The sequence below is a fragment of the Flavobacterium sp. GCM10022190 genome (assembly GCF_042656445.1).
GTDB classification, from domain to species: domain Bacteria; phylum Bacteroidota; class Bacteroidia; order Flavobacteriales; family Flavobacteriaceae; genus Flavobacterium; species Flavobacterium nitratireducens.
The window spans coordinates 501,767-517,364 of record NZ_JBHSOQ010000001.1 but is presented as its reverse complement, the minus strand read 5'-3'; the positions used below and the strand labels follow the sequence as shown (position 1 = coordinate 517,364).

The window sequence follows — 15,598 nt, the reverse complement described above, 5'->3', positions numbered from 1 at the left end:
CTAAATTAGTAAAATTTAGTAAATCGATTTAGTTAGTAATGAAAATTTTTCTAGATTTGTGAACTGTTAAAAAAACCAAAATTTATTAATAGGATAATTTATATGTTCTTTTTTTTAAAATATATAATATTGGAATAATTAAATTATATATAATGAATTTTATTTCGTGGTTCTATTAACGCTACATATGAATCAATCACCAATTAATATAGTTATAAATGAAAAATAAATTTACCAAAAGGACCTGTTCGGTTTTGATGTTTGCAGCATTAATTATAAATACTTCTTGTAAGGAAAGTGCTAAAAAGGAATTATCTAAGGCTGTAGAGCCTAATAGTGAACAAAGTGAGCTAATCCATTCAAAGCGCTTTGATACAGTATTGAGTGGAAAGACTGTGAAATTGTTTTGGATTGAAAATAAAAATATAAAGTTAGCTATTACCAATTATGGAGGTAGATTTGTTGGGCTTTGGGTACCTAATAAAGACGGTAAGGAAGTTGATGTATCTATTGGTCTTGGTAATATTAAAGATTATATAGTTAATGATGAATCATACTTTGGGGCTACTATAGGAAGAGTTGGGAATCGTATTGCTAAAGGTAAGTTTGTTTTAGAAAACCAAGAATATACTGTTCCAACAAATAATGGAAAAAATGCTTTACATGGTGGTTTTCATGGTTTTCAGGATGTAGTATGGGATGCTAAACAACTTAATCAAAGTACACTGCAGTTAAGTTATGTTTCTCCTGATATGGAGGAAGGTTTTCCAGGGAATTTAAAAGTAACAGTTACTTATTCTATTACTGAAGATAATACCGTAAAAATGGAATATGAAGCTACAACTGATAAAACAACTATTGTAAATTTAACAAACCATGCTTATTTTAATCTTAATGGTGAAGGAAATGGCACAATATTAAATCACTCTTTACAATTATTTGCTAATAAGTATACACCAGTAGATGACGGACTTATTCCTACTGGAGAATTAAAAGATGTAAAAGGAACTCCATTTGATTTTACATTACCACATAAAATAGGTGAAAGAATTGATGCTAATGACACACAGCTAAAATATGGAGGTGGATATGATCATAATTATGTGCTTACTGGTTTTGAAAACAACAAAAATAAAAAACACGCTGCAAGAGTGATAGGAGATCAATCTGGAATTGTAATGGATATCTATACATTAGAGCCTGGTTTACAGTTTTATAGTGGTAATTTTATGAAATCACAAAATTTACTAAAATCCGGTAAGAGAGATGTTTTTAGATCAGCATTTTGTTTAGAAACGCAACATTTTCCTGATGCACCTAATCATAAAAATTTTCCAACTATTATCTTAAAACCTGGCGAAACCTATTCAACAGTTTCAGAATATAAATTTTCTGTTCAAAAATAATTTTAATTCAACCTCATTGAAATTTAGGCTTTAAGGTTAAAATTTCGATTGTTAGATTTCTTCTTTTGAAGCTGTAATGGTTATGGAAATTGCTTAACTTCAATAGACATATTTAGATTTTTTTTATACTATTTGTAATATATTTTTAAAAAATAGTTAACGAAAGAGAGCGATTTTAATTGGGTATTCATTGTCAATTGAAGAAATCTAAACGGTTGGAAAATCAGTAAAAAAATTAATTAATTGATTAATAGCGTGTTAATATATTTTAAAGTTCCGATTTTTATTTTCCTAACATAAATAGGATATATAAAATTAATTAATAAAATTTTAACTCTTTTTTTTGTTTAGCTAAATCGATTTAGTATATTAGTCCGCTCAAATAATAAATTATTAACTCTAAAATATTTCTATGACGAAAACAAAGTAATTAACAGACAAAGGATTGAAATATAAATTTCTTTTCCATTTAAACAATTAAAAAAAACTAAACCAATTCAAAAAATTAATTATGAAAAAAATCATAATGAAAGGAGTGGTAAATCCCATGACCAAGGATTTTTCACTTTTCGCATTTAATAGAGATTTAAAGGCGAAACTATTAATTTTTTTATTTTTAACTTCATTATTTGATATTCATGCCAAAGCAAATGCAAACAGTATTAAATATGGTTTAAAAATAAAAGCAGCATTGAATAAAAATTTTGTAGCTTCAAATGCAACATTACATTCAGTGTTTTTATCAAATGATGATTCCAATAAATCCAATAGTGAGTCATCTTTTTCTAAGAATAATAATTTAACAGTCAACACTTCTACAAACAACAGTAATCAATCTGCTTCAAATTTACAAGAGATTGAAATAAAAGGTCGTGTTTCTTCATCTGATGATGGTGCACCATTACCTGGAGCTACTATTACTGAAAAAGGGACAAATAATTCTGTTATAACGGACTTTGACGGAAATTTTTCAATTAAAGTTTCTAAAAAGGATGCAATATTATCTATCTCATTTGTAGGATTTACTACTCAAGATATTTCACTTAATGGTAAGACAAACCTTAAAATTCAACTTAAAGAAGCGGCTTCTAGTTTGGAAGAGGTTGTTGTTACTGGATTTGGTAAGGTGAAAAAAATATCTCTTACCGGTGCAGTTTCTACTATTGATGTAGATGATATGAAAAACAATCCTACTTCAAGTATTTCAAATGCCTTAATAGGTAATGCATCTGGTATTATGGGTATGATGCAATCTGGTCAACCAGGAAGAAATATTTCAGAATTTTGGATTCGTGGAATTTCAACTTTTGGAGGTGGAAGTAATCCTTTAATTTTAGTAGATAATATTGAGAGAACTTTAAATGATATCAATATTGAAGATATTAAATCCATATCGATATTAAAAGACGCTGCCGAGACAGCAATGTATGGATCCAGAGGAGCTAATGGAGTAATATTGATTACAACTAAAAGAGGTGCTGATGGTAAAATACGAATTAATTTTAAAGATGAGTTTATTTATAATACGAGAACTATTACTCCAGAATTTGAAGATGGTGTAACTTATGCTAAACTTTTAAACGAAGCTCGTGTTACTCGTAATCAAGCTCCGATTTATCAGCCGGAAGAATTAGAAATTCTACGTTTGGGATTAGATAAAGATTTGTATCCCAATGTAGATTGGAAAAGTATGCTCTTAAGAAATTCTGCAATGACTTACCGCGCTAATTTAAATATGAGTGGTGGTGGACCAACAGCTAGATATTTTGTTTCCGGAAGTTATGTAAACGAAGGAGGTATGTATCAAGTTGATAAAACGCTTAAAGAAGATTATAATACAAATGCAAATTTCAAACGTTGGAATTATCGTTTGAATACAGATATTGATGTTACTAAAACTACAATTGCTAAAATTGGAGTTGCAGGATCTTTAAGTAAAAGAAATAGTCCTGGTTTGGGAGATGCCTATTTTTGGGATGCTTTATTTGGTTATTCACCAATTCGTACTCCAGTTCTATATTCTAATGGTTATGTTCCAGCAATTGGATCGGGTAACCGTACTAATCCATGGGTAGTTGCAACACAAACCGGATTTAATGAAAATTGGGTAAATCTTGTTCAGACTAATATTACTGTAGAACAAGATTTAAATTTTCTGGTAAAGGGCTTAACGGCCAGAGGTATTGTGGGTTATGATATCACAAATAACAATAATATAGAGCGTCGTAAATGGCCAGAGCAATGGAGAGCAGAACGTGCTCGTGATGCAAATGGAAATTTAGTATTTACACAAATTAGTGGTCCTAACGAGTTGTTTCAAACAAGTGGAGCTTCCGGTGAAAGATTAGAATTTTATGATTTCATGCTTAATTACGACCGTACTTTAGCTAATCATCATTTCGGGTCTAGTGCACGATTTAATCGTGATGCCTTTGTACAAACAGTTAATTTGGGTACTGATATTAAAAATGGTATTGCCCGTAAACATCAGGCTTTGGCTGGACGTGTATTTTATGATTGGAAGAGTAAATATTTTGTGAATTTCAATTTCGGTTTTACTGGTTCAGAAAACTTTGCTCCAGGTAAACAATATGGATTTTTCCCTGCTATCTCTTTTGCTTGGAATATTGCAGGAGAGAAATTTATTAAAGATAATTTAGATTGGATTCGATTATTTAAGATCAGATATTCCAATGGTAGAGCAGGTAATGACCAATTGTTAGGAGGTGAACGTTTCCCTTATTTATATACAATTTCAGGCCTTTCAGGAGGTGGATATCAATGGGCTGATTTTGGTTTTGATAGATATTATAACGGTATGATATTTTCTCAGGTGGCATCAAGTAATGTAACTTGGGAGGTAGCTAAAAAACAAAATTTAGGTTTTGATTTTGAAGCAAGAGGTGTGATTGCCAATATTGATTTCTATGATGAGAGACGTACAGGGATTTACATGGTAAGAAATTTTTTACCAGCAATGGTAGGTTTGGAAAGTACACCAAGAGCTAATGTTGGGGCTGTAAAATCACGAGGTTTGGATGGTCGTTTTCAATACAATAAAAATATAGGAGATGTATCATTATCTATGAGAGGTAATGTTACTTATAGTAAAAATGAAATCTTAGAAATGGATGAACAAAATAATGTTTATGCCTATCAAAATCAAGAAGGTTATCGTGTAGATCAGTCAAAAGGATTAATTGCTTTAGGACTTTTTAAAGATTATGATGATATTAGAAATAGTCCAACACAGCAGTTTGGAGTTTATCAACCAGGTGATATTAAGTACAAAGATGTTAATGGTGATGGAGTTATAAACGATGGTGACCGTGTGGCTATTGGTGCAACAAGACGTCCAAATTTAATATACGGTTTGGGGGCTTCTGCAAACTGGAAAGGATTTAGTATTGGTGTTCATTTTCAAGGAGCGGGAAAATCTACATTCTCAACTTTCGGAAAAACAGTGTATGCATTTAGTGAAGGAGAGTGGGGACAAGTTATGAAAGGTGTTATGGGCAATAATCGTTGGATTGCTGCAGATATTTCAGGGGATCCCTCTACTGAAAATCCAAATGCGTCTTATCCAAGATTGAGTTATGGAGCTAATCCAAATAATTTCAGAGAGTCAACTTTTTGGTTAAGAGATGGAAGATATCTTCGTCTTAAAACATTGGATATTGGTTATAATTTACCAAAAAAGATAACAACACGTTTAGGTATTGAAAATATTAGAGTTTTCGTAGTAGGAAGCAATTTAGTTACATGGTCTAAATTTAAACTTTGGGATCCAGAATTGGCTTCTTCTAGAGGTGAAGATTATCCTCCTTCCAAATCCATTACAATGGGTATTAATGTTAATTTGTAAAGTGAAAAGTGATGAATAAAGAAAAATTATATATTGTTTTATTGCTAGTAGGTATCACAGCTTTTGTTACTTCATGTAGTGATTACCTAGATTCCAGTCAATATTTTAAAGATCGTCTCACAACAGAAAAAGTATTTTCTAGCAAAGTATACTCAGAACAATGGTTAGCCAATGTGTTTGAAGAATTAAGAGGTATAAATGCAGATGTTGCCAGTAAAGGATTAACGCCTCATAATTTTGCCGATGACATGTTCTATGGCGATAGAGATAAAGATTTTGACCCATCCAAAAATGAACTTTCGTACAATATGTTCAAAATGGGACAATATACTGAAGCCGACAAACAAGGAACATGGATTCAATGTTATCGTGGAATTCGTAATGCCTCTACATTTATTCATAACATTTATATGAATAAAGAAATGTCCGAAAAAGAGATTAAGGATTACACAGGTCAAGCGCGATTTGCAAGAGCATATATGTATTGGTTATTATTACGTAAATATGGTCCTATTCCACTATTACCGGATGAAGGATTAGATTATTCTGATAGTTATGATGATCTTGCTATTCCAAGAAGTACCTATGAAGATTGTGCAGAGTATATTAGTGATGAAATGTTACTTGCTGCAAATGAAATGAAAGAATTAGGAATGTCACGTGGGCAGGACGCAACGGCTAGACCAACAGTTGGAGCAGCCTTATCAACTCGTGCTAAAGCTTTAATTTATGCTGCAAGCCCATTAGCAAATGGTAATAAATCAAATTTTGCAAATCGTTTGGTAGATGATAAAGGTAAACTTTTGCTTTCTTCTGAATATAAAGAAATTAAATGGGCTAAAGCTGCTGCCGCAGCAAGAGATGTAATTGAACTTGGTGTTTATTCTTTGTATACAGTGGCAATTCAAACAACGGGAACTGATGCAACAATTGTTCCTCCAAATGATAATAATTTTGCTCAAAAAGCTTGGCCTTTAGGCTGGGCCAACATCGACCCTGCAAAATCATATGCAAGAGTTTTTGATGGAACATTACAACCATCAGGAAATCCTGAATTGATTTTTACTAGAGGAAATAATCAGGATGGTGAAAGTATTCGTGCTATGGTTGCACATCAATTGCCAAGATCGGCTACAGGATGGAATACTCACGGATTAACACAAAAGTTAATTGATGCGTATTATATGAATGATGGTACAGATGCTCCTGGTAAAGACAAAGAAATTGGACGTGGTAATGGATCAAATCGTGTAAGTGGATATGTTACACAAACCGATTATAATTTAGGTCTTTATAAACCATTACGTCCAGGTGTTTCTTTACAATATGCAAATCGTGAACCAAGATTTTATGCTTCTGTTGCTTATAATGGTAGTTTTTGGACCTTGTTAAATGAATCGCAGGAACGTAATAGAAATCAACAAGTATTTTATTACCGTGATAATGCAAGTGGGAATGGTTTTAACTCAGCAAATGCTTATTGGTTAAGAACTGGATTCGGGGTAAAAAAATACGTTAATGTTAGCGATACCTATGAGGGAGGTAATATGGATAAAATTGTATTTAAAACAGAACCAGCCATCAGATACGCTGATATTCTATTATTATACGCAGAAGCTTTAAATGAATTGGATGGAACATTTACCATCGATGCTTGGAATGGAGGAACTTATGAAATCTCTCGTAATATCACAGAAATGCAAAGAGGTATTCACCCTGTTCGTATTCGTGCAGGTGTACCAGATTATGCTACTTCAATTTATAATAATAAAGAAGAGCTAAGAAAAACTTTAAAAAGAGAGCGTTTTATCGAACTTATGGGTGAAGGACAACGCTATTATGATTTACGTAGATGGATGGATGCTAAGGTAGAAGAAGCTTTACCTATCTATGGTTGTAATGTTCTTATGAATGAACAAGAGCGTGATTTGTTTCATCAACCGGTAGCAATTTGGACACTTAAAACAACTTTTGCTGATAAAATGTGGTTTTGGCCTATTGACCTTCAAGAGTTAAAACGCAATAAGCGTCTTACGCAAAATCCAGGGTGGAATTATAACGATTAAAAAAAATATTGTCATGAATAAATTATTTAAACATTTTTTTGCTCTAATGCTGATATTGATCTGCGGTGCATGTAATGATGAATGGACTGATGAACAATTTCAACAATTAGTATCCTTTAAGGCACCTATAACAAGTGGGGGAGTTAGTGATATCTATATTCGTTATAAAGGAAATGATGAAACTTCATTTAAATTGCCGTTAATTATTAGTGGTTCAAGAGTAAATGATAAAGACAGAACAGTTCATGTTGCTGTAGATCCCGATACATTAGACGTTCTTAATTATGAACGTTTTCAAAATCGTCAAGATTTTTATTATAGAAATCTAGATAGTAAGTATTTTACTTTTCCTTCTGAAGTAGCAATTAAAAAAGGTGAAAATACTTCGTTATTAGATGTGAAATTTACTTTGAAAGATATTGATATGGTTGATAAATGGGTATTGCCTTTGACTATATTAAATGATGCTTCTTATGATTATGTGGCTAATCCAAGAAAACATTATCGTAAAGCACTGCTGCGTATCAATCCGTTTAATGATTATTCTGGTACTTACAGTGGGACTGCTTTAAGGACAGTTATGAAAGGCTATGAAAATCAAACTCCAATTGTGAAGTCTGAAATTAAATCTTATGTAGTAAATGAAAATAAAATATTTTTCTATGCAGGTAGTATCGATGAGGAACGTATTGATCGTAGAAATTATAAAATTTATGCAACATTTAATTCAAATGGTGGAGTTACATTGTCTTCAGATAATCCAAATATTGAATTCAAAATAAATAAAGATGCTAGTTATACTTTGATTGAGAAAATGGATGAAGTTCGCCCATATTTAATGCATAAATATCTAACCATTAATAATATTGATTATGAGTATACTGATTATACAATGGTACCTAGTAAGAGTATAAAATATAGAGTTTCTGGTTCTTTGATTTTAGAGCGAAGATTGAATACCCAGATTCCTGATGAAGATCAGGCAATTGAATGGTAAGAGTGAGCCCTTACATAAGGGTTGAAAATAACATCAACCCTTATGAAATTTAATTTTGTGAAATTTAATTCAAAAAAATATGTATTCAAATATAATGTACAATTCAAAAAGATTATTTTCTTTTTGTTTACTATTTACTTTAGTAAGTGTAATTTTTTACAGCTGTAAAAACGATGATGCAGAAAATTTTGCGCAAGAGTTTAATCCATCCGAACCTGTAGCCGTTTCCGGTTTTATACCAGCTTCTGGGGGAGCAGGGCAACGTTTAGTCATATACGGAAAAAACTTTGGAACAGATCCTAGTATTGTAACGGTTCTTATCGGAGGTAAGCCAGCAAAGGTTATTAGTGTTAATGGAGAGTCCCTTTATTGTTTGGTGCCTAAACAGGCTTTTTCAGGTGAAATTGAAATTAGAATAGGTGAAGGTGAAACTCAGGTAATCGGTATTTCTGAAGACAAATTTAATTATCAGCGAAAAATGGTGGTCTCTACAGTAGTGGGCTATAAAAATGCCAGAGGAGATGAGCCATGGAGAGATGGTAAGTTTAACGATCCAGATCAAAATAAAATGGCTAGTGGATTTTGGAATGATTCATTCTTTAAGTTTGATCCGGCTAATCCAAAACATTTATGGATAACATTTGATGGAAATAACGGTCTTTATCTGGTAAATTTTGCAGATAGTACTGTAACCAAAAAACGTGCTGATTTTGATCGACCAAGGAGCGTTGATTTTACATTAGATAAGAAGTATATGATTATTGCAGAGGACCGTGGTGGAGAAAATGACAGAGCGACCTACCGTCTGTCACGTGAAGCTTTGTGGCAGGATAGAGAAATCATAACGAGATACAAACAGTGTAATGGTGCTTCGATTCATCCTGTAAATGGTGAAATGTATTTCAATAGTTATGAAAAAGGACAATTTTTCCGCTTTGATTTGAATAAATATTTTACCGAAGGTCTTGGAGATAAAGCATATGAAACTTTATTTGTAATTCAGGATCCTTCATGGGAATATAAGATTTTTATACATCCATCGGGGAACTATGCCTACATTGTTATTATTAATAGACATTATATACTTCGTTGTGACTATAACTGGGATAAGAAACGTTTTAATCAACCTTATTTGGTTTGTGGTCAACTAGGAGCTGCTGGATATGCAGATGGAGTTGGGGCTAGTGTTCGTTTGAATACACCATACCAAGGAGTTTTTGTGAAAAATGAAGAGTACGCCACGGCAGGAAAACCAGATGAATACGATTTTTATTTTACAGATAAATCAAACCATGCTATTAGAAAATTGTCTCCTGAAGGTAGTGTGACAACTTTTGCCGGAAGAGGAAGTTCAAGTATAAATTCTAATCCTTGGGGTTATGTAGATGGAGATCTTAGATTGGAGGCAAGATTTGATCAACCTACAGGAATTGCCTATGATGAAACTGAAAAAGCGTTTTATATTGGAGATAAAGCAAATCACCGTATTCGTAAAATTGCCTTCGAAGCATTAGGTAAATAATTTGGTGTTGGGTTTTTAAAGCTTATTTCCTCAAAAAAACGATCTATTTTACTAAGATGTCATTCTTTAGTAAAAACAAAAAAGGGGAGCCAATAACAAAAAAAGTATTGGCTCTATCTTTTTTTAAAATGCTTTATACACTAGAACAACTTGAAACAAAATAGTATAAAGTATCAAAATAATACGGTAAGGTTTTATTTATCCATTTTCAAAATCTCTTTGATATTAGTCTTTAATACTGATATCATGTCAAATCGAGTTAAACAATAATAATTAAATAATCATGTTAAAAAGATTCTTATTCTTATCATCTGCATTGGTTTCGTTGTCAATGAATGCCCAACAACGAAAAGCTCCTGCATATCCATTAATTACTCATGACCCCAATTTTAGTATTTGGTCTATGAGTGATGAGGCAAATGCTGAAACCACAAAACATTGGACAGGAAGAGATCATTCATTGCTGGGAATGATTAAAGTGGATGGAAAAACCTATCGTTTTTTAGGTAATAAAAGTGAAGTTTACAAAGAAGTACTTTCATCTGCAGATATCGAAAATTACAAAGTAAAATATTGTGAATCCAAACCAGAAGGCAATTGGATGGATCCTAATTTTGATGATAGCAATTGGAAATCAGCAATTGCACCAATAGGGAGTTCACAAGAAGGTTATAAAACCCAATGGAATTCCAGAGATATTTGGGTAAGAAGAGAATTTAACTTAGAAAAAACAGATTTTGACCCAGTATTAAAAGTCAGAAATGATGATAATATTTTTGTTTATGTTAATGGTAAACTGGTTTATGAAGCAGGTTGTTGTAATGATTCATACAAAATGGTATCTTTAGGAGAAAAGATTTCTTCTCAGTTAAAGAAAGGTAAAAATATTTTGGCCATTCATGCTGTTAATACAGGTGGACCAGGGCATTTAGATGCGGGAATAGTTGATAAAATTATTGTACCTAATCAAGATTTAAAAGCCAAGCAAAAGAAAGTAGAGTTTAATGCTACACAAACTGTATACGACTTTGAATGTGGTGGAGTTGATCTTAAACTTACCTTTACTTCGCCTTTATTAATGAATGATTTGAACTTAATGTCTAGACCTGTTTCTTATATAGACACAGAAATAAAATCTAACGATGGTAAAGCACACCAAACAGAATTGTATTTTGGAGCTTCATCTGATATAGCCGTTAATAATACAAATCAAAATGTTACAGCAGAGAAATACAATACAAATAAGTTAAGTGTTTTAAAAGCAGGTACAGTGGAACAAGCTATTCTTAAAAAGAGAGGAGACGATCTAAGAATTGACTGGGGTTATCTGTATGTAGCAGTTCCTACCAAAAAAGGAGTGGAACAATTTGTATCAAATGAATTTTCAACAAATCCTTTCTCAATTGATAGAAGTGCAAAACTAAACAGTACAAAATTGTTTTTAAATACTATTATCAAAACAGGTAAAGTATCAACGACATCAGTAAAAGAAACCATTATGGTAGGTTATGATGATGTTTATGCAATCAATTATTTTGATAAATTCCTTCGCCCTTGGTGGAATAAAGACAATAATAGTTCAATTGAAAAAGAACTTGAAGCAGCTTATAAAGACCACGAATCAATAATTAAAAAATGTATTGCATTTGACGATCAATTTTACAAAGATGCTCTTAAAGCTGGTGGTGAATCTTATGCAAACATATTAGAAATTGGATATCGTCAAGGAATTGCAGCTCATAAATTAGTACAAAGTCCGCAGGGAGAAATTTTATTCCTTTCAAAAGAAAACAATAGTAATGGATCTATTAATACGGTTGATGTTACTTATCCATCTGCGCCACAATATTTAGTTTATAATCCTGATTTATTAAAAGGGATGCTTAACGGTATTTTCTATTATTCTGAAAGTGGTAAGTGGCAAAAACCATTCCCAGCGCATGATTTAGGTACATATCCTATTGCAACTGGTCAAACTTATGGAGGTGATATGCCGGTTGAAGAAGCAGGGAATATGTTAATTTTAACTGCAGCAATTGCTATGGCAGAAGGTAATGCTGATTATGCTAAAAAACATTGGGAAACACTTACTTTATGGAATGACTATTTAGTAAAAGCAGGATTGGATCCAGAAAATCAATTGTGTACTGATGATTTTGCAGGTCACTTAGCCAGAAATGCCAATCTTTCTGTAAAGGCAATTGTAGCTATTGCGGGTTATAGTTATCTAGCTGAGAAACTGGGTAAGAATGATATTGCTGAAAAATATAAAAAAATGTCAAAAGATATGGCTAAAGAATGGATGAAACTAGCAGAAGCTGGAGATCACTATGCTTTATCTTTTAATGATAAAAACACTTGGAGTCAGAAATACAATTTAGTTTGGGATAAAATCATGGGATTAAATACATTTCCTGATGAAGTTATCGAAAAAGAGCTTAAATATTACCTAAGAAAACAAAATGCTTACGGTTTACCTCTTGATAATAGATCTGATTACACTAAATCGGACTGGATATTGTGGACAGCTACTTTAGCTGATGATGAATCAGTATTTAATAAAATAGCCAATCCGGTTTATAAATTTGCTTTAGAAACGCCTGATCGAGTACCTATGAGTGATTGGCATTTTACAAGTTCAGGAAAAATGACTGGATTTAAGGCAAGAAGTGTTGTAGGTGGATATTTTATCAAGCTGCTTGCTAAAGAATGGATGAATAATAATAAGTAAATATTATTAATAGCTGTATTACCTATTTTATGTATTAAATAGAAACAGTTGTTTAATAAGATAAATTATTTTAAGAATAGTCTATTCATATTAATGATAAAGGAATTGAAAGCCTTTGGTTTCAGGTGTTCGTTGTTTTAGCTTTTAGAACTTTGAAGCCAAGGGCTATATTCTTTCATAAATTAAAAGGTAAAATGAACAATTGATTATTGGTTTTGATTTTAAGGTCGAGAAATTTCTTTAAAAGCGGTTTTTTCAAGTAAAATGCTGAATTTTAATTTCTTTAAAATTGATAATGTGATAATTTTAGTTTTCGAAACATTGAAAGTAAGTTCATATGATTGTCAAATTAAAGGAGTTTTAATCAAGTACCATTATACAAGTACCATTATAATTGTGATTTCCTTTTTCAATTCTTAGAAAAGTTAAAATGTTACTATTGTAATACTCAAATTGGAATACTTTTTGTTAAGAATCTTGTAACTTTTATCTAAAATTAATAAAAAGGGAATGATTTTTTTCTTTTTTACTAAATCGTTTTAGTATATTCGCAGCTTTACTCTTTATAGAGTCGTAGAAAAATACAAATGATACTAGGGTGTTCTATTAATTTGAAATGAATATTATAAGACTTGTAAAAGTATCAGATAGACGTTTTTGTAAAAGGCATATGAATAATGAGTATCGTTTAAATAAAAAATATAAATGAAAATTAAATATTTGTTTTTTGGTTTTATACTGAGTGTTAGTCAACTATCAGCTCAGAAACCAACTATGGATTTGGCGGATTATGTCAATACGCTTCAGGGAACTAATTCAAAACACGAATTGACTAGAGGAAACACCTATCCTACTACCGCTCTGCCTTTTGGTATGAATACTTGGACTCCCCAAACAGGAGAAAATGGTGATGGCTGGAAATACCAATATTTTAAGGACGAAATTAGAGGCTTTCAACAGGCACATCAGTGTAGCTCTTGGACAAGAGATTATGCAGTTTTTTCGTTAATGCCAATATCTGGAAAATTAAAATTAAATAATAAAGAGAGAGGTACTCGATTTTCTCATAAAAAGGAAACGGCAAAACCCTATTATTACCAAGTGAAATTTGATAACGGAATCAATACTGAAATTGCACCAACTGAACGAGGGGCTCATATTCGTTTTGCTTTTCCAAAAAATGAAAATGCTTGGGTAGTATTGGATGGTTATAATGGAAGTAGCCAAGTTACTATTGATAAAAAACACAATAGAATTACTGGTTATGTTAGAAATGGAGAGGGAATGCAGCGTTTTGATAATTTCAAAAATTATTTTGTTATTCAATTTGATAAGTCTTTCGAAGTAGCTAAACTATGGGAAAATCGAAATAATACGACCTTGGATAATCAACTTTCAATGGAAGGAAACGGTATTGGGGCGTATATTCAGTTTAAATCAGGTCAAATAGTTCAGGCTAAAATAGCTTCGTCTTATATTAGTTTAGAACAGGCTGAACGAAATCTTCAAACTGAGTTAGGAAAACATAAAAGCATTGAAGATACCCAAAAAAGTGCAAAAGCAGTTTGGAACAATCATTTATCAAAAGTATTAGTTGAAGGTGGGACAGAAGATCAGTTTAAAACATTTTATTCTTGTTTTTTTAGGGCTAGTCTTTTTTCTAGAAAATTCTATGAAATAAATCAAAATGGAAATCCTTATTATTTCAGCCCATATGATGGAAAAATTCATGATGGGTATATGTACACTGATACGGGTTTTTGGGATACCTTTAGAGGGCAGTTCCCATTAAATGCAATGTTATATCCAAAAATGCATGGACAGTACATGTCGGCTCTTTTAGAGGCAAAAGATCAGTGTGGATGGTTACCATCATGGTCATTTCCTAGTGAAGCTGGAAGTATGGTAGGTAATCATGCAATTTCGCTTTTGGCAGATGCTTGGGCTAAAGGTATCAGGACTTTTGACCCTAAAAAGGCCTTAGAAGCTTATTACCATGAAGCAACAAATAAAGGGCCTTGGGGACCAGCAAATGGAAGAGAGGGTTGGAAAGAATATTATACACTGGGTTATGTACCTTATCCAAATATTAGAGAGGCAACAGCAAAAACATTAGAGTATGCCTATGATGATTTTTGCGGTTACACTTTGGCTGATATGACCAATAATAGCTTCTATAAAAATATTTTCTCAAGACATATGTACAATTATCGCAATGTGTATGATAGTGCATCGGGATTTATGAATGGGAGAAATTCAAAAGGAGAATGGAAAGAAAATTTCGATCCATTTGAGTGGGGAGGACCTTTTACAGAAGGAAACGCTTGGCATTACCTTTGGTCAGTATTTCAGGACCCAAAAGGATTAATTAATCTGTTAGGAGGAGAAGATAATTTTAACCAAAAACTAGATTCAGTATTTTCAGTTCCAAATAAAATTGTTGTAGGAACCTATGGAGGTAGAATACATGAAATGACAGAAATGGAAATGGCTAATATGGGACAGTATGCACATGGTAATCAGCCCATTCAACATGCGATTTATTTATATAACTATTCTGGTCAACCTTGGAAAGCACAAAGTAGATTAAGGGAAGTAATGTCTAAATTATACAGTCATACTGAAGATGGTTATCCAGGTGATGAGGATCAGGGACAAACTTCTTCATGGTATGTATTAAGTGCTTTAGGAATGTATAGTGTATGCCCTGGTACAGATGAATATGTTATAGGAAGTCCAGTATTTAAAAAAGCAACAATAACACTAGAAAATGGAAATAAGTTTGTGATTCAAGGAAAAAATAACAATCAAGAGAATGTTTATATTAGCAGTGCCTCATTTAATGGTAAAGAATTTACTAGGAATTATTTACGATATAGTGAGATAATGAATGGCGGAATATTAAGTTTTGAAATGGCTAATCAGCCTAATAAAAACAGAGGTCTTAAAAATGAAGATAAACCTTTTTCTTTGACTAAATAAGATGTTTCGAATACATTATGCAGCATTTA

The 15,598-nt window shown here is 32.1% G+C and carries 7 protein-coding genes; all 7 read left to right on the top strand.

The window, feature by feature from the left end:
• Positions 1–218 precede the first annotated feature (218 nt).
• On the top strand, positions 219–1,406 hold the full coding sequence (locus ACFPTQ_RS02235; protein ID WP_379773322.1) for an aldose epimerase family protein: 1,188 nt from the start codon (positions 219–221) through the stop codon (positions 1,404–1,406).
• A 511-nt stretch (positions 1,407–1,917) separates the two neighbouring features.
• Positions 1,918–5,271 (top strand): SusC/RagA family TonB-linked outer membrane protein, encoded by a 3,354-nt coding sequence (locus ACFPTQ_RS02230; RefSeq protein WP_379773319.1) that lies wholly within the window; start codon positions 1,918–1,920, stop codon positions 5,269–5,271.
• An 11-nt stretch (positions 5,272–5,282) separates the two neighbouring features.
• Positions 5,283–7,337 (top strand): RagB/SusD family nutrient uptake outer membrane protein, encoded by a 2,055-nt coding sequence (locus tag ACFPTQ_RS02225; protein ID WP_379773317.1) that lies wholly within the window; start codon positions 5,283–5,285, stop codon positions 7,335–7,337.
• A 46-nt stretch (positions 7,338–7,383) separates the two neighbouring features.
• Positions 7,384–8,334, top strand: a complete 951-nt coding sequence (locus ACFPTQ_RS02220) for a DUF4973 domain-containing protein (RefSeq protein ID WP_379773314.1) — start codon at positions 7,384–7,386, stop codon at positions 8,332–8,334.
• 79 nt (positions 8,335–8,413) lie between these two features.
• On the top strand, positions 8,414–9,856 hold the full coding sequence (locus tag ACFPTQ_RS02215; RefSeq protein WP_379773311.1) for an IPT/TIG domain-containing protein: 1,443 nt from the start codon (positions 8,414–8,416) through the stop codon (positions 9,854–9,856).
• Between the two features lie 283 nt (positions 9,857–10,139).
• Entirely contained in the window at positions 10,140–12,587 is a 2,448-nt protein-coding gene (locus tag ACFPTQ_RS02210) for a glutaminase family protein (protein ID WP_379773308.1), read from the top strand.
• A gap of 705 nt (positions 12,588–13,292) precedes the next feature.
• Positions 13,293–15,569, top strand: coding sequence for a GH92 family glycosyl hydrolase (locus tag ACFPTQ_RS02205; RefSeq protein ID WP_379773305.1), 2,277 nt, complete (start codon positions 13,293–13,295; stop codon positions 15,567–15,569).
• The last annotated feature ends 29 nt before the right edge of the window (positions 15,570–15,598 follow it).

Excerpts from the sequence above, each read along its gene's own strand:
- ACFPTQ_RS02235 (WP_379773322.1), top strand. The coding sequence starts at position 219 with ATGAAAAATAAATTTACCAAAAGGACCTGTTCGGTTTTGATGTTTGCA.
- ACFPTQ_RS02205 (WP_379773305.1), top strand. The coding sequence starts at position 13,293 with ATGAAAATTAAATATTTGTTTTTTGGTTTTATACTGAGTGTTAGTCAA.
- ACFPTQ_RS02210 (WP_379773308.1), top strand. The coding sequence starts at position 10,140 with ATGTTAAAAAGATTCTTATTCTTATCATCTGCATTGGTTTCGTTGTCA.
- ACFPTQ_RS02215 (WP_379773311.1), top strand. The coding sequence starts at position 8,414 with ATGTATTCAAATATAATGTACAATTCAAAAAGATTATTTTCTTTTTGT.
- ACFPTQ_RS02220 (WP_379773314.1), top strand. The coding sequence starts at position 7,384 with ATGCTGATATTGATCTGCGGTGCATGTAATGATGAATGGACTGATGAA.
- ACFPTQ_RS02225 (WP_379773317.1), top strand. The coding sequence starts at position 5,283 with ATGAATAAAGAAAAATTATATATTGTTTTATTGCTAGTAGGTATCACA.
- ACFPTQ_RS02230 (WP_379773319.1), top strand. The coding sequence starts at position 1,918 with ATGAAAAAAATCATAATGAAAGGAGTGGTAAATCCCATGACCAAGGAT.